This is a genomic window from Leptospira semungkisensis (genome assembly GCF_004770055.1).
Classification (GTDB): Bacteria; Spirochaetota; Leptospiria; order Leptospirales; family Leptospiraceae; genus Leptospira_B; species Leptospira_B semungkisensis.
Genome location: NZ_RQEP01000018.1, coordinates 551,697 through 573,072, shown reverse-complemented (window position 1 = coordinate 573,072; position 21,376 = coordinate 551,697). Strand labels below are relative to the sequence as shown.

General features: G+C 43.3%; 18 protein-coding genes. 13 read left to right on the top strand and 5 right to left on the bottom strand.

All coding sequences use genetic code 11. The features are described from left to right. Positions 1-80 precede the first annotated feature (80 nt). The 8 genes from EHO59_RS14020 (at position 81) to EHO59_RS13985 (ending at position 8,365) form a co-directional block, all read left to right on the top strand. Positions 81-1,118 (top strand): adhesin OmpL37 family surface protein, encoded by a 1,038-nt coding sequence (locus EHO59_RS14020; protein ID WP_135589051.1) that lies wholly within the window; start codon positions 81-83, stop codon positions 1,116-1,118. Between the two features lie 5 nt (positions 1,119-1,123). Continuing rightward, positions 1,124-1,789 carry a PROCN domain protein gene (locus EHO59_RS14015; RefSeq protein WP_135589050.1) on the top strand — a complete coding sequence of 222 codons (666 nt, stop codon included), beginning with the start codon at positions 1,124-1,126 and terminating at the stop codon, positions 1,787-1,789. Between the two features lie 181 nt (positions 1,790-1,970). Then, complete coding sequence (locus tag EHO59_RS14010) at positions 1,971-3,089, top strand: PAS domain-containing protein (RefSeq protein ID WP_135589049.1); 1,119 nt, start codon at positions 1,971-1,973, stop codon at positions 3,087-3,089. Between the two features lie 216 nt (positions 3,090-3,305). Then, a complete protein-coding gene (gene rho, locus EHO59_RS14005; protein ID WP_135589048.1) occupies positions 3,306-4,733 on the top strand; it encodes a transcription termination factor Rho in 1,428 nt (475 codons plus the stop codon). 21 nt (positions 4,734-4,754) lie between these two features. Beyond that, the gene (gene rpmE, locus EHO59_RS14000) at positions 4,755-4,955 is read left to right on the top strand and encodes a 50S ribosomal protein L31 (protein WP_008592280.1); all 201 of its coding nucleotides are present in this window, start codon (positions 4,755-4,757) and stop codon (positions 4,953-4,955) included. A 342-nt stretch (positions 4,956-5,297) separates the two neighbouring features. Beyond that, positions 5,298-6,092, top strand: coding sequence for a pentapeptide repeat-containing protein (locus EHO59_RS13995; RefSeq protein WP_135589047.1), 795 nt, complete (start codon positions 5,298-5,300; stop codon positions 6,090-6,092). Beyond that, on the top strand, positions 6,079-6,270 hold the full coding sequence (locus EHO59_RS13990; RefSeq protein WP_135589046.1) for a hypothetical protein: 192 nt from the start codon (positions 6,079-6,081) through the stop codon (positions 6,268-6,270). Before EHO59_RS13995 ends, EHO59_RS13990 begins: the two co-directional genes overlap by 14 nt. 247 nt (positions 6,271-6,517) lie before the next feature. Continuing rightward, positions 6,518-8,365 (top strand): esterase/lipase family protein, encoded by a 1,848-nt coding sequence (locus EHO59_RS13985; protein WP_425460241.1) that lies wholly within the window; start codon positions 6,518-6,520, stop codon positions 8,363-8,365. Between the two features lie 51 nt (positions 8,366-8,416). Here the strand turns inward: EHO59_RS13985 and EHO59_RS13980 are convergent, their stop codons facing one another. Both EHO59_RS13980 and EHO59_RS13975 read right to left on the bottom strand, forming a co-directional pair. Then, a complete protein-coding gene (locus tag EHO59_RS13980; RefSeq protein ID WP_135589044.1) occupies positions 8,417-9,058 on the bottom strand; it encodes a TetR/AcrR family transcriptional regulator in 642 nt (213 codons plus the stop codon). Positions 9,059-9,067: 9 nt separating this feature from the next. After that, positions 9,068-10,069, bottom strand: a complete 1,002-nt coding sequence (locus EHO59_RS13975) for an NAD-dependent epimerase/dehydratase family protein (protein ID WP_135589043.1) — start codon at positions 10,067-10,069, stop codon at positions 9,068-9,070. A gap of 433 nt (positions 10,070-10,502) precedes the next feature. On the opposite strand from EHO59_RS13975, the gene EHO59_RS13970 reads away from it, so the two are divergent. Next, entirely contained in the window at positions 10,503-11,021 is a 519-nt protein-coding gene (locus EHO59_RS13970) for a DUF1993 domain-containing protein (RefSeq protein ID WP_135589042.1), read from the top strand. Between the two features lie 53 nt (positions 11,022-11,074). On the opposite strand, the gene EHO59_RS13965 is transcribed toward EHO59_RS13970, so the two are convergent. After that, the gene (locus EHO59_RS13965) at positions 11,075-12,322 is read right to left on the bottom strand and encodes a M14 family metallopeptidase (RefSeq protein WP_135589041.1); all 1,248 of its coding nucleotides are present in this window, start codon (positions 12,320-12,322) and stop codon (positions 11,075-11,077) included. Continuing rightward, the gene (locus tag EHO59_RS13960) at positions 12,319-13,482 is read right to left on the bottom strand and encodes an AraC family transcriptional regulator (protein WP_342776331.1); all 1,164 of its coding nucleotides are present in this window, start codon (positions 13,480-13,482) and stop codon (positions 12,319-12,321) included. Before EHO59_RS13960 ends, EHO59_RS13965 begins: the two co-directional genes overlap by 4 nt. A 411-nt stretch (positions 13,483-13,893) precedes the next feature. Between EHO59_RS13960 and EHO59_RS13955 the strand changes: the two genes are divergently transcribed. Continuing rightward, complete coding sequence (locus tag EHO59_RS13955) at positions 13,894-15,669, top strand: C45 family autoproteolytic acyltransferase/hydrolase (RefSeq protein WP_246052915.1); 1,776 nt, start codon at positions 13,894-13,896, stop codon at positions 15,667-15,669. A 1-nt stretch (position 15,670) separates the two neighbouring features. On the opposite strand, the gene ispG is transcribed toward EHO59_RS13955, so the two are convergent. Beyond that, the gene (gene ispG / locus EHO59_RS13950) at positions 15,671-17,671 is read right to left on the bottom strand and encodes a (E)-4-hydroxy-3-methylbut-2-enyl-diphosphate synthase (RefSeq protein WP_135589040.1); all 2,001 of its coding nucleotides are present in this window, start codon (positions 17,669-17,671) and stop codon (positions 15,671-15,673) included. 339 nt (positions 17,672-18,010) lie between these two features. Between ispG and EHO59_RS13945 the strand changes: the two genes are divergently transcribed. The 3 genes from EHO59_RS13945 to EHO59_RS13935 all read left to right on the top strand — a co-directional run bounded on the left by EHO59_RS13945 (position 18,011) and on the right by EHO59_RS13935 (position 21,370). Next, positions 18,011-18,445 (top strand): hypothetical protein, encoded by a 435-nt coding sequence (locus tag EHO59_RS13945; RefSeq protein WP_135589039.1) that lies wholly within the window; start codon positions 18,011-18,013, stop codon positions 18,443-18,445. Positions 18,446-18,803: 358 nt separating this feature from the next. Beyond that, complete coding sequence (locus tag EHO59_RS13940) at positions 18,804-20,852, top strand: NHL repeat-containing protein (protein ID WP_135589038.1); 2,049 nt, start codon at positions 18,804-18,806, stop codon at positions 20,850-20,852. Between the two features lie 200 nt (positions 20,853-21,052). Next, on the top strand, positions 21,053-21,370 hold the full coding sequence (locus EHO59_RS13935) for a hypothetical protein (protein ID WP_135589037.1): 318 nt from the start codon (positions 21,053-21,055) through the stop codon (positions 21,368-21,370). The last annotated feature ends 6 nt before the right edge of the window (positions 21,371-21,376 follow it).

Below are 21,376 nucleotides of genomic sequence, written 5' to 3'. Positions count from 1 at the left end.
TTTCTCTAAGCATTTTTGCCTTAAAAAAAAGAGAAGATACAATTTCAAACCCTGCCGATAGTCTTCTAGTAGGAAAGGCCATGGGTTCGAGATATACACGCATTCTTCTTTTAGCGATCGCAGCAATTGCAGTATTCGGGACTTCGAATAAGGTTTCGGCGGTTTCTCCGGACCAGACCAACCTTGCGATCTTGATCGATGAAAACAAAATCAATCTGAAATTCATCAATATCTGCGTGAGCAATCTTGCTCCTCCTTTAGAGGAAGGCGCAGGACCTAAGCCACAAGCAGGAACTCCAACAGCTGCGGAAAATGCGCAAGCAGGTCAGAAACCCACCGGAACTGCTCCTGCAGGACAAGAAGAACTTTATAAAAAGCTAAATTCAATCGACAACTACCGTTCCTTTAAGAAGGCCAACCAAGCGGACTTCAACGGGAATATGTGGTACTTTCAAAGTAATTATAGCCTTTCTTACAAGAATCTAAAAGCCGCTCAGGGAGAGATGAAAGATATCTTCCAAGTGGTTCATGAAAATTATATCAGAACTGCAAGAGTATTGTTAGAAGCTGCTTCTCCTATGATTATACGCTCTAATGATAAGATCGCTCAGCATTTATTGAAGTTGGGTTTTAGAGACCTAAAATCCTCAGAAGACAATTTTACTACCGCTTATAATTCCTCTCCGTACCAGTTTAGAGTGAAGCTCGTACTCTTTGGAGAAGGGATCAAGATTGCGAGAAGAGCAAGAAGATTCGCGTTACTCGCGATGATCGCTGCCAAGACACCTAATGACGATAAACACGAATTCCAATTCGTGAACTTGGACGAGGTTCGTAACGCGGCAGAGAAGGAAAACATCTCCGACTACGATAGAATCCGAAACACTCTCATCGATTATATAGATAACGAACTACTCACTCCAAAGATTAGTCCTCCTGGAGAAGGGAAGGACAATCCTGTCGATCTGCTCGAAGTGCATGATGATAATTATAGTTTTATCACGAATGCTCGTGTTTCCTTTTTAGAAAAAAGTAATGAAGAGATCCGCATAGACGATATCAATCGCAAGGAATCCTTGCCTCCTGTTCCGGCCCAAACCGGCGGAGCAAGTAACTAAGTCGTATGGATCTCCCCACTCCTTCCGAAATTAATTCGTTGAGGATAGGAAACAGTAGAGGATTCTGGAAATGGGTCCTACTGTTTACAGGAGTGCTTCTGGCATTTATCGCTTGGGAAGGAATAGAATCTTCTCAGTCTTCTCAAAGTTTTAGAGAAAGAAAGAAATCTGTGGATTCCAAGGTCCGCATCCTGAGAGAGATCGGGCACTCCTTCTCTGCAACTGATCTAAAAAAAGATCTCCAAAAGATAGAGAATTATTCGGTAGAATTACATTCTGCATCCAAGGTGGGCAGTATCCAAGAGAAAACGGATGCTCTTTTGGTCTTAGAGAAGACTTTGCCGGAATCCTTAAAGCGCTGGTCCGAGTTTGCAGAAGGATCTTCCGACAGATTATTGCAACATGTGGCAAAGGAATCTCGATTTTTAAAGATGGAATCGGAAGATAGACATCCTCTTACTGCAAAGGAAGAAGAAAGAGCGAACGATTACTTTAGAATGGCAAGAGAAGAATGGCTGGCCGGAAGCAAATTCAGAAGAGACGGAAATCACCTTTACGCCTTGGTATTATATAAGAGATCTTTAAAATACTCCCTATCCAGTCTAAAAGTTTCCAAACTTCCTTATCCGGAAGAATACTCTCAAGCGGCAAGTAGATTGCTCGGCAAGTGATCTGAAATATTGTAGGAGTTCCTACAATATTGAGTGGTCGACGCCCCTCCCAAGTTCAAGTGGTGGAGGCTGGCCTTTGATTCTTCTGCTTAAAAGTCTCGAGATCTAGAAAAAAGTAGAGGAATTTTCACCGTTAGGCTTCAAAAGAAGTCATTCTGGGGGAAACTTCCTCCTCTCTTTTATGAGAATCGAAGTTTTATATAAATTCTTCCTATACACGCCTGCCAGTCATCTACCCGTTTGGGAAGAAGGAAGCGGATTATTGGGACTTCTTCCTAAGGAAAGAGTTCTAATGGAACTTGCCGACTTAAGCTCTGCAGAAAGAGAGTTTAGCAAGATCCCAGAAGATTTCCTGATCCGAGAAATTCCAGAGACTGTGCTCGGATACTTCCAGAAACAAAGAACCATTCCTGTTATTAGTTCCTCTGGAGAAAAATACGAAGACTGGGACAAACCTAGATTCTTAGCGGAACTTAGTAGATCCTCTTGGGTAGCAAAAGAAACCGAGAAGTCGGAACCTTCTCCTGAAAAGACAGAAGAAGATAAGGCAAAGCAAAGCCAATGGTTTATGGAAGTTCTTTTGCAGAACTTCCCAGATGGGCTTTTGGCCACGGATCTAGACGGACATACCGTGTTCTATAATGAAAGCTTCGAAAAAGAGATCCTAGTTCGCAAATGGTTCAGAGATAGTATTCTCCAGGCCGAAAAATTGCTGAAGGAAATGTCCAAAGACCTATTGGGCAATTATCTAAAGACCCATGAGCTCAGATTGGAAGAAGGAAGACTTTCGGTTCAAACATTCATTCCTGAATTGGATTCCTTAGTTCGAGTCTCTATACTGAAGCAAAAAGGAAAACCTCTTGGATACTTGTATCATTTCTCGCCTGCTTCTGCAAAATTAAATAGCCAGGATGGAGAAGGGATGGAGTTCCCATCCGTAACCGAGGCATTCAATCAAAAACTTCCTTTAGAAACAGTGTTGAAAGAAGTAGAAGGGAGTTATATCTATCATACTCTGAAGCGAAACCAGGAAAATGTCTCCCATGCCGCCCTGGATCTGGGAGTTCCCAGAACTACCTTGCAGAATAGAATTAAATTCTTGGACCTTACCAATAAGTTTAAACTGAACAAGGACCAACCAATCCCCAGAAAGAAGACCGGAAAACCTTCCCCACCTAAAAAACAGGCTCCCGTCCAAACCAAACCTGCGGTTATAGAAAAGCCGAAGGCTTCCCCCAAGAAAAAGCAAAGTAGTCCAAAGAAAAAATCTTCGTCTAAAAAAAGGACAAAGCAAAAATAATTCTAAATAATTGTATTGACAGAACGTATAATTTGGAAATAGTCCACCTTAAGAGCCGATCATTACTCTATCTTTGGAGTAGGTAACCCTTTAAAAATAAAAATGGTTATTACGGTCGCTTAAAAGAACCGGCATCCGGATCCCCAAAACCCGCTCTTAATCGAATAATAAGAATACTGGAAGTTCAACCCCTTCCAAATCCAATAACGGTATTCCATGGCCAATCCAAGACGAGACTCCAAGCCCAGAAACAACTACCAAAACGGTACGAACGACGTGCAAAACGATAATAACGAAGAAGAACCGAATTTACCGGAAGATGATCCGGAAACAGCGGAGATTCGCTCTCGTAAAAGGCGTCGAGGTTCCTACGAGGGACCAACCCCTGCTCCAATCGATCTAGTCGCTCTCAAGAAAACCTCCATAGCGGAACTCATAGAAGTAGCTAAGAACCTCGGAGTCGAAAACACTGGGGGACTTAAAAAACAAAACCTGATCTTCGCGATCTTACAAGCGCAAGCAGAGAGAGAAGGTCAAGTGCATGCTGCCGGGGTCATGGAAAGACTTCCGGATGGATACGGATTCTTACGTTCACCGGATTATAACTATGTTCCGGGACCGGATGATATCTATGTATCTCCTTCTCAGATCAAGTTGTTCGGGCTTCGCACAGGAGACACTGTAGAAGGTCAGATTCGTCCTCCTAAAGAATCGGAAAGATTCTTTGCGATGCTTCGGGTCGAGACAGTCAACGGATATACTCCAGACGTAGCCAGCAAACGCGCATTATTCGATAACCTGACTCCTCTCTATCCGAACGAGAGATTGAGAATGGAACATGATCCTTCTCAGTTAGATACAAGGATCGTGGATCTAATGTGTCCGATCGGAAAAGGGCAGAGAGCTTTGATCGTCGCTCCTCCTAGAACTGGTAAGACCATTCTAATGCAGAATGTGGCGAATGCGATCACTAGCAATCATCCTGAGGTCACTCTGATCGTTCTGCTCATCGATGAGCGTCCGGAAGAAGTAACCGATATGGCCCGCAATGTTCGAGGAGAAGTGGTTAGCTCTACCTTCGACGAACCAGCTACTCGCCACGTTCAAGTTGCTGAAATGGTGATCGAGAAGGCGAAACGTCTTGTGGAACACGGACGGGATGTGGTCATTCTACTCGACTCCATCACTCGTTTGGCCCGCGCTTATAACCAGGTCATTCCTACTTCCGGAAAGATACTCTCCGGTGGTGTGGACTCTAACGCACTTCACAAACCGAAACGATTCTTCGGAGCAGCTCGAAATATCGAAGAAGGCGGATCCTTAACGATTATCGCTACTGCTCTTGTAGACACCGGTTCCAAAATGGACGAGGTGATCTTCGAGGAGTTCAAAGGAACCGGTAATATGGAGATCCACTTGGATCGTAAGTTGTCCGACAAACGGATCTTCCCGGCGATAGACATCAATAAGTCAGGGACCAGAAAAGAGGAGCTCCTTCTTCCGAAAGAAACCCTCCAGAAGGTCTTTGTGCTCCGAAAAGTGCTTTCTCCCATGAGCATCACAGAAAGCATGGAATTATTACTTGAGAAGATGAGGCAGTCTAAGACTAACGAGGCCTTCTTAGGTAGTATGAACGCCCAGTAAGGCCGAGGAAAAGGGGAATTTATGAAAACAGACATCCATCCTAAATACGCTGACGCCAAAATTCGCTGCGCTTGCGGAGCAGTTTACGAGACTCGCACTACTGTAGGAGATATCCACGTAGAGATCTGCTCGAACTGCCATCCATACTTTACTGGAAAATCCAAAATTCTGGATACTACCGGTCGAGTAGACAAGTTCAAGAAAAAATACAAAATCTCCTAAGTTAGGAGATTGTATCATGGCGTCTCTCTCGCGAGAACCCATCACAGAAAGAGCCTTTGCTTACGGGGACGTAACGCAAAGGCTTTCCCATTTTCTGGGAGCGCGAGAGCCGGGCTCCTGCGAGCTACGCTTGCGCTTCGGTCGCTCCCGCGACTGCTTACGCACTCTGCGGATCCCTGACGCGGGTCGTTCAAAGAATTCCTTTCGAGCATACAAATAAAATGCTTTCAGGATTTATAAACTAGGTCTAATCTGAGGCAGAGCTATTTTAATACCCATGCAATTTTACAAATTACATCCCTCCTTAGGATTACTCCCTAAGAAAGAACTGGAGGTCTTCACATGGCTGTAATGGATTTCAATCGATACAAAGAGATCAATGACCAGAGATTGAATTACAGAGAAATGGAAGACGCAAGCGTAGTCTCCAATTATAGAAATGTTGGCTGCGGAGACGGGTATCGTATCTATCTCAAAATCGATGAGAATAGAATGGTAACGGATGCAAGCTATACTACCACCGGTTGTGGTTTTGGGATCGTGGCTCTTGCAATGGCCACAGAGATCGCCAAAGGAAAATCCATAGACGTTCTTAAGAACATTACTCCGGAAGATGTGGAGAAGCAATTCGAGTTCCCTGAGAGAAGAAAGAATTATCCAGAGTCAGCTGTGGCCGCTCTTCACCAAGCGATCCGAGACTTCGAGAATGGGGACGGAGTTCCTAAGGAAAGAAGGATCACCGCCTCTAAGGCAAAGGAGATACTTGCTGAAACAGGGAGTCTGAAAGGACAGGATCTATCTTCTATCATATTAGAAAAAGAAGATCTACATGGCGTGGATTTTTCTGGAGCAAATCTGAATAACGCATTTCTGACAAATTGCAACTTTGCGGGAGCTAATTTTGAAGGAGCTCGACTGCGTGGAGCCTTCTTGAATGGTGCCGATCTGACCGGTGCGAATTTCAAGGGAGCAGATCTGCGCTGGGCAAAACTTGCAGGTGCCAAGATAGAAGGCGCCGATTTCACCGATGCGGTTTATGATATCGGGACCAGAGTGGACCAAAGACAAATTCATATTTTCTCTTCCATGAAGAAGGAAGGAAAAGATATCTATATGGAGAAGCATGAAGCCGGGTGATAAAGCAAAACTAACCAAGAGAAGTTTTCTTTTAAAAGGTGTGATCGTACTAACCGGAGCCCAGGTGGAAATCCAGGAAATCAACGGAGACAAGGTCTCCGTTCTCTATAATGACAGAGAAGGTTATCCGCATACGATCGAAGATCTTACTCTGGCGGATCTCGCTCCTCTGGAGTAGAATAAAACGGCCCCCACCCATCTTCGGGAAGGGGGGAGTGGCCCGTGGGAAAGCTCCTGCCGCTATATCAGAAAAATGCAATTCCCGCAAGAGATAATTTTCTCCAAGGAATTTGTAGGAACTCCCATAATTCACAGTTACTTGACAGGGTGTCGATTAACAAAGATCTTCTACTCCTGCATTGGAAAAGCAGTATGAGGTTCCTTTCAGAAGGAAGTCGAGAAGAATGCTCTATATCAAATCTTACATAAAGATTCTCTTCTTCCTCAGTCCTTTCTTCCTGCAATGCGGGACCTATTCCACATTTACATATTCCCAATATGATCAGGTCCGAGCCACTCGACTCAATGCAGTCTCTTCGAAAGGATTAAGTCTAATCACCACGAGCTTTTTACGAAGCAACGACCTGTATGATAAATACTTAGAGTTGCCTAGAGTAGTGATCTATGATTTGGACAATCGATTGGTCGCGGAGAAGAGTAGGGATCTTTCTTATTACCTCGCAGAGCTATGCTACCATGTAGGAAATACTTTGGATACAGAAGATCCTATGTTTGCGAGAATGTTTGCTTCTTCTTTGGTTTATTCGTATACGTATTTATTCGATAAGAAAGCCATCCCCGGGCCTGATCCTTTCTCCATGCAGTTCCGATTTGCTCTGGAGACTTATAATCGATCCCTGGCTCAGCTTGTAAGATACGCCAAGAAAAATCGTAAACTCGCAAACCTGACTGATCTGAATCTTCCTCTAATGAGAGGAATTTTGACCATGATCGGAGCGGAGGTGGAGACCACCTGGACACCTAAAAATTTTTTAGAAGTAGAAGTCGCTTACGATTACAAGAACGAAGGCTTTTCGAATCAGATCGATAGATTCGGTATTGGCACTCCATTGATCATGATCCGAAAACATCCGGAAAGGGAATCTCCTGAAAGGAAAAAATACGAGTTCGTGGCGGGAGTGGGCCAAGCATATCCTGGAACCGCGTTTATAAGCTTAGAGGATTCTTATTTAGAAAATCGTAATCTACATCTGAAAGCGAAGATCCATTTGTTCGATCCGGTTCATAGGGACAGGATCCAATTTTCAGGTTTGGATCTTCCTATGGAAAGCGATACCACTACTCCGTTGGCTTATATGCTCTCCGGAGCCGAGAAGAGAGATGGCTTTTTTGCTAAATTTGACGGAGAGACTGCGTTGGATAGGAAGGGATTGTATCTGATCTATCCGTACAAGCGCGATAAGATCCCTGTCGTATTTGTGCATGGACTTGCTTCTTCTCCTTTTATTTGGTTTCCGATGATCAATGAGCTTTTGGGTGATCCAAGGATCAAAGAGAAGTATCAGTTTTGGGTTTATTGGTATCCTACTGGAAATCCGATTACTCTTTCTGCAGCAGATTTTCGGGATACATTGAATGATCTGAGAAGGGTATATGATCCTAAGGGAGTTGATTCTTCTTTCGATCGGATGGTTCTGGTCGGACATAGCATGGGTGGTCTTCTTTCTAAATTGATGGTAACTCGCACCAAGAAAGAAGATTGGATGCATGTCGCAAATATTCCTTTATCTCGTTACGATTCCTTGAGTCCTGAAACAAAGGAAGAGATCAAGCGTCTGTTTGATTTTAAACCTCTTCCGTTTGTGAAACGCGCCGTTTTTATTGCGACTCCTCATAGAGGTTCGAATTTGGCAGAAGGTTTTTTGGGATCGATTGCTAGGATACTATTTGTTTTGCCCAAAAGCGCGATTTCGAATATCGGAAAGGCGTATAAATTCCTGACATTAAACTCAGACAAAGATACAATCGTGCCCGAGACTTACGGTGTGGATGATCTTGTTCCTAACAGTCTTTTTACAAAAGTCACGGGCGACTTAAAGCCTGAAGTAGCATTTCATTCTATTATAGGGAACTCGAAGTTTAGAGATTTGGAATGGATCAATGACTCGATCGTTTCTTATGATAGCTCTCATTTGGAAGGAGCAAGATCCGAGTTATTGATAGATTCGGATCATTCTGTGCAGGATCACATGCCTACGATCTTGGAGATCAGAAGAGTCTTGCTGGAGCATATCGGCGCTTCCGAAAATTAGAAAAGTCCGGATCGGTTCTATTTTATTTTTAGTTTTCTCCGGATTTTGATTTTAGCTGTTTTTCATTCCTTTCCAAAGCCAGTCAAAGGATTCGGAAAGAGCTTGTTTCAAATCTCCTTCTAATAGCCAAAGATTCTTATTTCTGAATGCAGTTTGTATGGCTTCTGGAGGGTTGTGATGTTGCCAAAGCATAAGGCCTAAGAAATAAAAACGTAATATAAATTTTCTAGAGTCGACGATCGTAAGATCGTTTTCCTTGGTGAGCCACGCTCTTGCTAACTCGTCAATGCCCTCGGAAATCTTGAGTTTGAACTCGTATAGAAAATCCTGATCCACATTGCTTTCGAGGATCCCGGGGATGATCAGTCCAAGGAACATGAATACATGATTTGAGCTGAATTGATCTATAATGGTTTCTTTTAGTTTAGGAAGGGAATACTGATCTGCCACTAAGAGGCCGGAAAGTGCCTGAAAGAATGTATCGGTTTCCTGCAAATGAAGCGTAAGAAAGATCTCTTCTCTCGTTTTAAAGTAGAAGTAGATGACTCCTTTAGTGACCCCGGCAGCCTCTGCGATCTCTTGCGTGCTGGGCAAAGGATGCTTTTGTTTTAATAGAATATTCCGTAAAGCAGTCACTATGGACTGCTTACGGATCTCTTTTTCTTCAGGCTTTCTGGCTCTCTTTTTGTCCACGTAAGGAAACTATATGGAAGAAGACAGCATCCAGTCAACCGTCTCTTGTAGAGATTTTCTGATCGGCATAGGTTTCCATTGGAATTCCTTGGTGAGTCGATCCGAATTGTATTCCTGTCTTCTCTGCAGATAATCCTGGACTATTGCAGAATTGATCTGACGATCCAGTCCTGTAAGAGCATGCTTCAGAGCATCCAGGAAAGGCATAGCTCTTACCACAAAGGAAGGAAGTTCCTTGCCGGTGGTCTTTGCTTTCGGATGGATCTCTTTTACAAGTTTGCAAACTTGTGATACGGAAAGAGTCTCTCCGGTTGCGATATACCTTCCTTTAGCTTGCGGGTTCTCGTAAGCTTGCAGATGAGCCATGGCAACATCTCTTACATCCACATAAGAAAAAGTCATCTTAGGAGCGAATGGAAGTTGTCCTTTCAGAATGTCTTGTATTAGCTTCAGAGAAGAAGTCGGTTGAGCGAATTGAGGTCCTACGATCGTTCCTGGCAAGATGGTAACCAGATTTAATCCAAGCTTTTCGGCCAATTCCCAGGCTAATTTTTCGGAGAGGGTCTTGGAGATCGCATACGGCTCCTTTGCGCTATCATTCCAGGAGGACTCATTGAGAGGTGATTCTCCTTCTGCAATTGTCCCTACCGCCGCAATGCTGGAAGTATATACGATTTTTTTAATTCCTGCGTTACGCGCCTCTTCCATTATGTTTCTGGTGCCTTGTATATTGGGTTCCACGACTTCCTTTTGTGGATCCTTGGCAGTAAGGTTAAAAGCCGCGGCGACCTGGAACAATCCGTCCTGTCCTGCGAGAGCCTTTCTTAAGGATTCTCTGTCGCTTAGATCTGCAGAGACCAATTTGACTCCAAGCTTTTGCAGCGCCTTTGTCTTTCCGTTATCATTCGCATTCCGAACGGCTGCGGTGACATCGTAGCCTCTTTCCTTTAGGAGTTTTACGAGCGAATAGCCTAGATGCCCGTTCGCCCCTGTGACTAATACCTTCTTCATGAGTTTCTTCCTCTTGTTAATAATATACTATCTGACTGTAAATAAAATACCAATAGTCAATTATTTTTAATAGAAGAAAGCCGATTTCCTATAAATTTTTCAGATGGAGATGTCATATATGCCAAAAAGTCAGCAGGAGGGATGGTTATCAGACCTATGCTCAGATGCAAGATCAGAGGGGAAGATGTTAATCTGAAATGTTCTGAACGAAGAAAGGATCTCCAGAATTACGCATTTCTTTCCGAGCTCTACCCGCGAAGGATGGAGCCGTGGTTAAAAAATCGTGAATGCGATTTTTTAACCGGAGGCGAGAGCCTGACCCGAGCGAGTTATATCATGTTTTTTTAATGTATTGAGATGGAGATGCGAGGGGCGCGGCCTTGGATTTCTTTTTAATACTTGCCTCTTTGTTAAGCGACGCTTTCATGGAAGGATGCAAGATATATCAATCTATGATCTTACCATTTCTCAATTCATTAAAGTCCTCGGAAATTTAAAACGTTTCATTGAAAGGGGAGAGGCGCATGCGGAATCCAAAAAATTCGATATGGACGTTCTGCTGAATGCAAGGCTCGCGCCGGATCAATTTCATTTCATTCGACAAGTGCAGATTGCTTGCGATACTGCAAAGTTAGGAGTGTCGAGGCTGACCGGCAAACAGGCTCCGGTTCATGAGGATAAGGAAAAAACTCTGCCAGAAATCAAATCCAGGATTGATGATGTGGTCGGTTTTCTAAGGACTTTCTCGGAAGCGGATTGTAAAGAAGCGGCTGCGAAAACCATTTCTCTTCCTCGCTGGGAAGGAAAGCATCTGACAGGTGCAGAGTATACGATCCAACACATGGTTCCTAATTTCTATTTTCATATCACCACTGCTTACGATATTCTTCGTCATAATGGTGTGGATTTGGGCAAGAAGGATTATTTAGGAGATTTACCTTTAAGACAATAAGGTTTTTGTATATGCGGAAGTTTTAAAATACGAACTTCTGCATATTTCGTTTCTTATCTCTTGTTTGCGAATTCCTGGAATTTAGGAATCGCTATCATCATTGCTCTTTCCGTTTCCTCTAAGATATTCGCTCTCCATTGCGGAGAAGAAGGATAGAATAATTCCCGAAAAGATTTTTGTGAGTCTGTTTTCAGGTCTTCTGACGTGTAACCGTAATGGAAGGCTTGGTTTTCTTCCCTAACTCTTCGTAGGGATTCTAAGGAGCCGCTGATGGTTTGGCTATTGATGGTCCCGAATTCGATGACGAGAGAGACCACTGGGAGAGTAGAAGAAAGTCTCTTGGTAGTGCAGGCTGTGAGATTTCCGAAGATAGAGTAGGCTTCCTTCTTATCTCCGTGAAAATGGATTTCATCTTCCGGGAAAATAGTTTTTAGGATCTGCTTTTCGTTCTCTTCCATCTTGTTTGCAATCAAATGTAATTTTCCTCTTGCTCCAATTCCTGTGTGAAAATCTATAAAGAACAAGGAGCCGTAACCTTTTACTGTTTTGTCAATAAGATCAGCGATCAATGTATGATTGATTTCTAATGAATGCCCTCCAAAAAAGATACCTTCCGGAAATTCGTATTGGCCTTGCGCTACGGAAGAACTAAAACCGCTCATTCCATGTCTCGATATCTTTCCGAATACTTGCGCCTTGAATGCAGCTTTGGATCCTGCTCCGGCAGAGGACACTGGCTCTTTCGGGTTCAGGAAATCATTGATCTGGGAATACACTGGATTGTGTCCGGCTAATTCTTTTGGATTCGCATCGCAGTTTCGGTTCAGATCCACATTATGCTCGGATACTCTGCGGAATTTTTTGAATCCGTATGGATTCAAGGAATGCACGAACAAGAAACCTGTATCTTCGAGTGAAACCTGAGGAAGTAGTTCGGAGGCAATAAATCTTAATGCACTTGTGCCGGCAGGAGCTTCAGTTCCATGGATACCTGTCATTAGGATGATAAGACCCTTCTTCTTTTTTTGGGCGGGAATATAGAGTGAATCTATTGTGAGATCTTCGCCTTCTTTGTTTGGAACCGAGATTGCAGTTGTTTGGACTGATTTGTATTTCTTTTGAATGTCAGTGGATAGGTTACGAAATGCAGATCGACTGGATTCATAATCTTCTTGAAAATATGAAAGTCGAGAAGGTTCAATCTTCGCGTTCAGTCCGCTGTCGCTTTCCGGATTTCCGCAGTTGATCGTAAAAACTGCATTGAGTAAGTTAAGGCAAATCGCAAATCGAATGTATCTCATAACGTCCCTGAATTCTTTTTTCTATACAATGCCGGAGAGAGCCCTATGCTCTTTACAAATTGTGAATTGAATGTGGATTTAGAATTAAAACCTACGGAGAATCCTATTTCCAAGACGGATCGATCCGGATCTTGCACAAGTAATTTGCAGGCTTCTTTGACCCGATGAGTATTGATGAGCTCATAAAAATTCATCCGATGTACTTCATTCAAGTAGCGGGAAGTTTGATGTAGATTCAATCCAATCCCAGCAGCCAAGTCCGCGAGTCTCAATTCACTATCTCGATATACATGCTTTATTTCTAATAGATCTTTCAGCTTTTCTCCTGCGGATCGGATCTCTGCATCGAGTAGCGGAGTATTTTGGTATTTGGAATTTTCTATGACTTCGGTGATCTCTTGGAAGAACCCAGGATGTCTTTCTCTCACTACGAATAGAAGAATCACCATGACTCCGATGAGAGAGGTTCCGATCTCGAAGCCGAGTCGATTTTTTAGAAAGAAAGCGGATCCAATGAGTACATTCGCGAAGACCGGCAGTAGAAGTATAAACCATACCAATTTTAATTCATAGATCTCGTAAGACTTGCTGACTTTATGATACAGATAAAGACAGAGTAAGGAATAGAAGGAAACTTGCAGGCTTGCAACAAAGGTTGCCAGATGAATCAGATCAAAACGAAATTCCTTGGTTCCTGCAAGGATCTCTTTTCTTAATTCGTTCGGGCTTTGAGAGAAGAACAAAATCTCGAAGATCGCGAAAACTAGAACGATCAAAAAGTGATGCCAATACTTTCCAATAAACCCCTTTTTGAGAGGACTGTCGGCCGCATCTTCTGGTCCTTGCAAATACGAACCAATATAAGAATACAATAAAGGTCCGACTAAAACAATGCTCGTATGTAGGAACATAAATAGATAAGGAAATTCTAATAGATCTCCTTGCAGATACCAATGGTAGCGAACTAAAATTGTCCCGGTAAGTAAGAGGATGGTCACCAAGGTCCGATTTGCGGGAGCCTTTCGGGAGATTTCCAGAATGGAATAAAGAAAGGCGGTTCCAGCGCTAAATTCTAAAAAGCCAAGTAGAATCGAGTGAATCCAATCCATGTGATTTGCTTTCGGAAAATTTACTTCTCCTCCCTTCTTTGTAAATGGCAAATAGTTCCCACATCGGAAATTCGAGGATTTTTCACGTTGTAAAAGCCAGGGTTTTCTGGTAGTTGACATGGCGAGCCCACGAGCCGCTCCCCCCACCCACTAGAGGGCGGGGGCAGCGTTGCATGTAAATCCTCAGTGGTTTTACTTCACTTTGTTCAGCAACCCTATCGGGAATCTTACTCCCTACGGGTCGTTCGATTGGGCGGGGGCCGCGTCGCGTTTAAATCCTCAGTGGTTTTGCTTCACTTTGTTCAGCAACCCTGTCGGGAATCTCACTCCCTACGGGTCGTTCGATTGGGCGGGGGCCGCGTTGCATGTAAATCCGCCTGCGCTAGTCCGATCCGATAAGATTGCGCGTCCAAACCTATGGAGACGGTCGATTCTTCCGGCAGATTCCTTTAAAATGGGAATATGAATTTAGAAACCTACCCGCTCGCAGTCTTACAACTCCGCGGCAGCCATGAAGAAATGGGCCGCCAGTTCGGAGAGATCATGAATAGCATAGGCCAGTTTGAGCCGATCTTCGATTTTTATCCTGTGATGGCTCGAAACCTTCTTCTTGGAAGCTTGCCCAGAAAGAATCGCAATGCTCTTGCTAAGGGCGCCACTTCTTTGCTTGTGAATTGGATGGTAAATCGAATGAAGAAAAATCGTCCGAGCGAATTTTCTGCGAGGACCAAGGCCGCACTTTCTTCTGCGGGTCGTTCTCCTAAGATCGAGAAGGATCTATTTACTATGGATGCATTCCAAAACTCTGTTGGACTTTTGGGAATGCTCCAAGTTCTTCCTGAGCTTGCTCATATTTCTCCGCTCAAGAGTCCACAAATGGTACCTGCTTGTACGAGCGTAGCAGTTTGGGGAGATCAAAGTAAGGATGGAAAATTGTATCATGCTCGCAATTTCGATTTTCCAGGCGTGGAAGTTTGGGACAAGAGACCGATCATTGTTTTTTGCACTCCTGAGAAAGGATTACGTTATGGTTATATAGCTTGCAGAGGCGCGGATGTTCCGGGGATCACTGCTTTCAATGAAGCCGGTTTGACGATTGCATTTCATACTCGCTTTCATAAGAAGATCGGTTTTAGCGGACTCGGAGTGATCGATTTCGGGCATAAGATTATCTCAGAGGCAAGAAGTATTCAAGAAGCAGTGGAGATTGCTAAGAAGCACAAGATCAATTCTACTTGGGGAGCCATTCTTACCAATCATAAGGAGAAGGGACCGAAGGCCGCGATCCTTGAGACGAATTACGGGAATGTGGATGTGGTCTATCCGAATCTCGGCAAGGATCATATCGTAAATACGAATCATTACCAAAGCGAGAAGATGCAGGAAGGAGAACTGATGGCCGCTCCCGTTTTCTATCATCATTGCATCAGTCGTTACGATCGCGCAGAAGAATTATTGGCTTCTCAAAAACGAAAGGGAACAAGCATCGTAGATCTACAAGATATCTTGGATGATTCCATTGATTTCTCAAGTGGGGAAGTGAGGACAATGGGTTCTACGATTCGACAGATTACTTCCGTAAAGTCGGTGGTAATGAGCGTCGAGGCTCGCAAGATATTCATTTCTTTAGGAACTGCTCCTACCGGAAGCGGCCCTTATATAGAAGTTCCTATGGCTTGGGGAGAGCCTGGTTATAAGATCCTTGGTCTTTCCGACACAAAAGAAAAGAAGTCGAAGACTAAACTTTCTTCTTCTCATAAGAAGCCGAAAACAGATGTCGGCAAAGAAGAAAAGAAAGATCTCTCGATTCAATATTATAAAAAAGCGATGTTGATCAATGACGATCCTAACTTAGGAGGAGTAGAAGATATACTTTCCGAATTGGAGAAGGCTAGTCAAATTTCTCAGGCGGATCCTTCACTTTTATTCATGCAAGCGGTCTTGCATCTGGAAAGTGGAAGGTTCAAGGAAGCCTCTTATCTTTTGGAGCAAGCGGAGAATTTGGAATCTTCTTCTTTTAGAAAGCAGCAAAGTCAATTATGGCTTGCTCGGACCCAATCCGTCTTAGGAAGACCTAGAATTGCGGATCATTTCTATAACAAGATCCTGGATGCGAAACCTGAGTTTAGTAATGCAGTCTGGAAAAAGAAAGCAGCTGACGATAAGGGAAAGTATTCCGCTAAGAAGTTGAAACAAACTTCTCCGAATTTTCTGATCGTAGATGCGAACGAACTTTAGGCTAACGGGCCGATTCGACCGATTCTCTTTCGGCCCACATTCCTGAATCCTTGATGAGTTGGACCAGGCGCTCGTCCGCTTCTTCAGAGGGAACGTTTTTCAGAACGATTTCTTTTCCTCTATACAAGTGGACCTTGCCTGGGCCGGCTCCTACGTATCCGAAATCTGCATCCGCCATTTCTCCAGGACCGTTTACGATACATCCCATGACAGCGATCTTCACTCCCTTGAGGTGACCTGTCTTTTCCTTGATGCGGGCAGTCGTTGTTTGCAGATCGAATAAGGTTCTTCCACAAGAAGGACAGGAAATATATTCAGTTTTTGTAAGTCTAAGTCTGGTCGCTTGCAGTATATCGAATCCTAATTGCAGCACCGCTTCCGAATTCGAATCCACGATCTTGATACGAAGCATGTCTCCGATCCCGTCAGTCAACATTCCTCCGATCCCGATCGAAGACTCATAGAGTGCGGTTTCCATATCCGGATATTCAGCGCTCAAGAAGATTGGATAATCGAAATCGCTTAGGATCCTAGCAAGCTTTCTATAATCATGAAGTATATGAGGAGTTTTCAAGGAGAAGGCGACGGATTCTATTCCCGCTTCTTTGAATGCGTCCGGCAGACCCTTTAAACTTTCGATCTGATAGGCCTGCACATTTAACTCAGTGATTCCTTTTCCTTCTCGTTTATGCAAAAATTCTAATAGAGAATCCCTATTTTGAAAATGATGAAAAGGATCTAAGGTAACCTTAGGGAAGGGGATTAGATCTTCGAGCACATCTTCGAGGAGTAGCTCGTTTTGTTCTACGATCACTCCCATTGGAACCGAAGAAGATTTAGATGCATTCAAACATTCTTCTATTAAAAACGGATCACTCGGTAGTGGAACGGAAACAGTTTCTACTTCTAGGGATTTGGATCTTGCGAAACTTCTAAGAGAAGAAAGTTCGCTTGAGAATTGACCTTCTGTTTCAAACGGAATATAGGATTCGATCCGAACAGGCTGTGTTTCTCCTAAGGAAAGAGTGGAGATCTGGATCGGTCTGCTATAAAATCTTTGGTAAGAATAAGGATTTCTGAATTCGGAATATCCTTGGCTAGGTGCCTCGGGAAAGCGGATCTTGTTGAACTTATCCGCGAGCAATCTTGCGACAGGCACCTCATGGATTGGATCTTCTGTGAGAGAAACACGGATGGTATCTCCAAGGCCGTCTTCGAGCAAGGATCCTATTCCTATGGCGGACTTGATCCTTCCGTCTTTTCCATCTCCTGCTTCGGTTACTCCCAAGTGCAAAGGATAATCCATCTGCAGTTCTAAGAACCTACTGCAAAGAAGTCGATAGGCTTGCACCATCACCTGAGGATTGGATGCCTTCATACTTACGATAATATCTTTATAAGAAAGACTCTCTGCGATCCGAATAAACTCGATCGCGGATTCAACCATTCCTTGTGGTGTATCGCCAAAGCGATTCATGATCCGGTCGGATAGAGAGCCGTGATTGGTTCCTATCCTCATCGAGACTCCAAGCTCCTTGCAACGCAATACAAGTGGGCTAAATACTTCGGAGATCCTTTCTAATTCTTCTCTGTATTCTTGGTCGGTATAATCTCTAATCGCAAATTTCTTTTTGTCGGCGAAATTGCCCGGATTGATCCGGACCTTCTCCACCCATTCCACCGATTTCATCGCAACGCTCGGGGTAAAATGAATGTCTGCGACAAGAGGGACCTTGCTTCCCAGACGCTTTAACTCTTTTCTAATATTAGGGAGATTGTCCGCATCCGGTTGAGAAGGCACGGTCAATCGCACGATCTCACATCCTGCCTCTTCGAGTTCCAGAATCTGTCTCACCGAGTTTTCGGTATCCCTTGTATCCGCAGTGATCATGGATTGGATCCGGATTGGATTCTCTCCACCAATTCCCACATCGCCTACCTTAACCTCTCTGGTCTTGCGGCGTTTATAAGAAAAAGGAGAATGATTATAGCGGAAGTTCATGTAAGCTCTCTATTCCCATTTAGAGCCTCCCAGAGCCCCTGTCATTTAGGATTTTTGTAAAAATCATCCCCCAAGTCGGCAAAATTAGCAGTTATTTTGCCTTTGGATCTCCCATAAATTTGGGGAAGAGAGTGCAATCTAAGAAAGGAGATCCTGTTCTGGGGCACTTGGATCTCCTGGTTCCGTTTTGAATTCGGTTCTTGCCTTAGGCTGAAAATCGGGAAATGTATTTGCTCGGCATTTATGAGACCGGATTCGAAGATTTTTAGAGGTCTTAATAGAAAACTACTCAATTCAAGTATCTAACATTTGTAATTAGTCTTGGGAGCACTAAATATTATGAAAATAGAATATGGTGCTAATATTTCCATTTTAATAAAGTTTCTTTTTGTAGGATTAATCGTAGATCTTTTTCTTTCTATTATTATTGGAGTTTCTTTTTTGATTAGCGGGAGTATGAACGGGACTCAGGTAGAAGACCTTGTATATATTTCTCTGTTCTTTCCTGGTATATTAGTTTTATCCGCTTTACCTTCCGTTATTTTTAAAGTCAGAATCGAAGAAGGCAAAGTGATTCATTTGTTTTTATCTAAATTTATAGTGAGCAGTTATCCGATTTCCGAATTCCTTACCGCGAAACAGGGGGGAGTTGTTGCTTTGATCTTATACTTTAAAACGGGAAAGATTTCTGTCTTTGCGATACCGATAGAAGAAGCTAAGAGACTCGTTTCGGACCTATTCACATTGTCTGGAAAAGTTTGGTCTGAAAATTAAAGCTTATATATGATCTAATTATCTATTACTAATTTATATTATCTAACTATGATAATTTGAACATGTTTGGCAGATAGTTTGGAACTTAAATTTATTGTCCGCCTAACAGTCACTCAATCCCATTTTACTGTCGTTCATTCCTTTTTTAGATCCTTTGAATCAAAAGCATCGGAAATCCTCTTGTATGGTTTGTTAGTATTATGAGCTTTAACTCATATTCTAAAAATACAGTTCCTTAGCTATATATTCTAATAAAGAAGGATTGGATCTCATTGTGATACGTAAGAACTTTAAAATTTTGTTATATATTAGTTCTCTCTTCTTCGTTTTGACCAGTTGTTCTACGGATGGAGGCGGAATGAATCCGCTTTTTGCCCTCTTCGGTTCCAAGTCCGGGACCGGTGGAGGAGGCTCCTCCGGCGGCGGAGGTAACGGAGGCGGTGGTGGGGGAAGCGCCGGAGTCCCAAGTTGGGTTTCGGCTTCGGATGCAAGTTCAGCTAACCAAGTAGACGTACAATGGGAACCGATTTCAGGAGCACAATTTGATGTAATGAGGAAGTCTTCTATAGAATCCTCTTTCCAAAAGATCGCAACTACAACGGACACTATGTTTACGGATACTAGTTTGGATCCGGGCAAGACGTATCAGTATTCGATCCGTACGAGCGAAGGCACGAGTACCTTCGATACGGGTTGGAAAGCCTTCTCTACTGGATGCGCTACTCAGTTGAATCCTGCCGGACTTTCGGATTCTCAGTTCTCCAGATTGAAGTATGGGCTTGCAGGTACTTACTTTGCCGTAGCGAACCTAGGCAAATTTCTCTTAGTTGCGAACGGTGGAAGGGTCACTCTTTTGAACGAGAACAAGGATGTGATCGGGGTCTGGGCAAACGTGTTTCCAGTCGGAATAGTAACAGACAGTTCCGGAAATATATTCGCTACTTCTAATTTACAATTGGTTAAATTGAAACCGGATTGCAGCACTCAAACGATTGCAACCCTACCGGGCGATGCGGTTCCTACCGATCTCGTGATCGATTCTTCCGATAATCTGTACATAAGCGAGGCCAATACGAGCACTGGGACGGATCGGATCTTTAAATACGACACTTCCGGAAATCTTTTAACCACGTACGATATTCCGGGTGTTGGACATAGGCCGATGTCAATCGTGATCCAGAATTCGGACAACACTCTTCTTGTGGCGGATCAATCGAATTTCGATCTAGTGCAATACAGCTTTAACGCAGACCAATTGAATCTAGTCGTTTCTAAACCCATGCCTACGATCGGGACCGTGCTAGATCTGGATATTAGTGGAGGTCAGATCCTTCTCGTAGTTAAATCTAATAGTGGTTCGGATTTTGGTCCGAATATTACTCGATTTCATAGCGGTATCAATGGAGGATCCGTAACTTCTGCATTTAATCCGCAAGGTTTGAGTTTTAATACGGCTCAAGTACAGAATATAGCAGTGGATTCTCTGACGGGAGCGCTTTATATTTTAGAGGGGAGTGCAAGTACTGTATACTCTTGTCCTCCTACCATATTCATGAATTGCAGCCAAATTGCAGTCAGCTCCTTTCCAGTGAAAACGGTTCGCGATACAGATGGGAATTTCTATATCCTTCATGCGAGTCCGTTGAATTACATTTCTAAGTTGAATTCGAATGGGGCACATATCTCGACTTTTACCCTTCCGAAATACCAAGGCGCTTCGGTTACGGCTATAGATATGGAAATCGATCAGAATTTCCTGTATGTTTCCGCGAACAACAATTCTGGGGTTGCGCTAGCAAAGATCAAAACGGATTTCACTTCTTCATCCATTAATGCATTTAAGACGGATATTGGATTCGATCTTCCGAATATAGCGATCTCCGAAAATAAGATATACAACGATGTTCATACCTTCGGGGATACGAATGATTTTCTTTATATAGGATCCATGACACTCGATACCCAGGTAGTGCATAATTACTCAGATGCAACATATCAGAAGTCCTTTATAATGCAGATACTGGACCTGGAAACCGATTACGCAGGCAATCTGTATTCTTTGAATAATGGATTCAATGAGGACTCTTCTTCCTACACTGCGGTCTCTAAATTCGATCTGAATACATTAGGATGGGTGAATATAGCTGATTCGGCAGATCTTTCCACTGCGGCTATTTCTACGGATCGATCCGGCAATCTGTATACAGTAGATTTGAATTCTACGCATGACGGATGGAATATAGTGCAAAGAGGCTCCGATTTTACGGAGAAGAAAAGACTCTCGGTCGGACCGGATTTTACTGCATCTAGTTTGTATGTAAACGATGCAGGGGATCTTATGTTTATGACTACTCCGAATACCTTGCATAAATTTGCCTTTCCTGTCTCCTTCTTCTGGTTTAAGTAAGGATACATATTGGGATAATTTAATATTCGATACGATCTGTCGGCTCCTAGTTCTGTCTCTAAACGGGAGTTAGCGCGTCGGCAGTTTCGGATTTTTCCCAAAGCAAAAAAAATTCTAAACGACGAATTTGAGATCGGATATTGCAAAACCGATACTTTGGTTATAAGAAGGGCAGATGCCTTTCGAGAGAAGAAGTCGGTATGGAATTTCTAGAAGCTAAGGACCAAGTCGAAAATAAGACATACCGTATCCGACTCACCGTTGCGATCTATAGAAATAATATATTGTCTTATAAGAACGATATCGTAGTTCCCTCCGTATATTTTCGCAGAAATGAGGCCAGAGCGCATATCCGAAAAGAAGTCTCAGAACGCCTGGCTCATTCTTCCTTCTTTCGTTCTCCCCGTCCGGACTATGATCTGGTCCGATATTCCGAAGAGGCTACCTGCAATACATTCTTGCGTTATAGGATTATCAGCGGGAGCCCCAGCGAAGAAACTCTGCCGAAACGGGTTTAGGTTTTA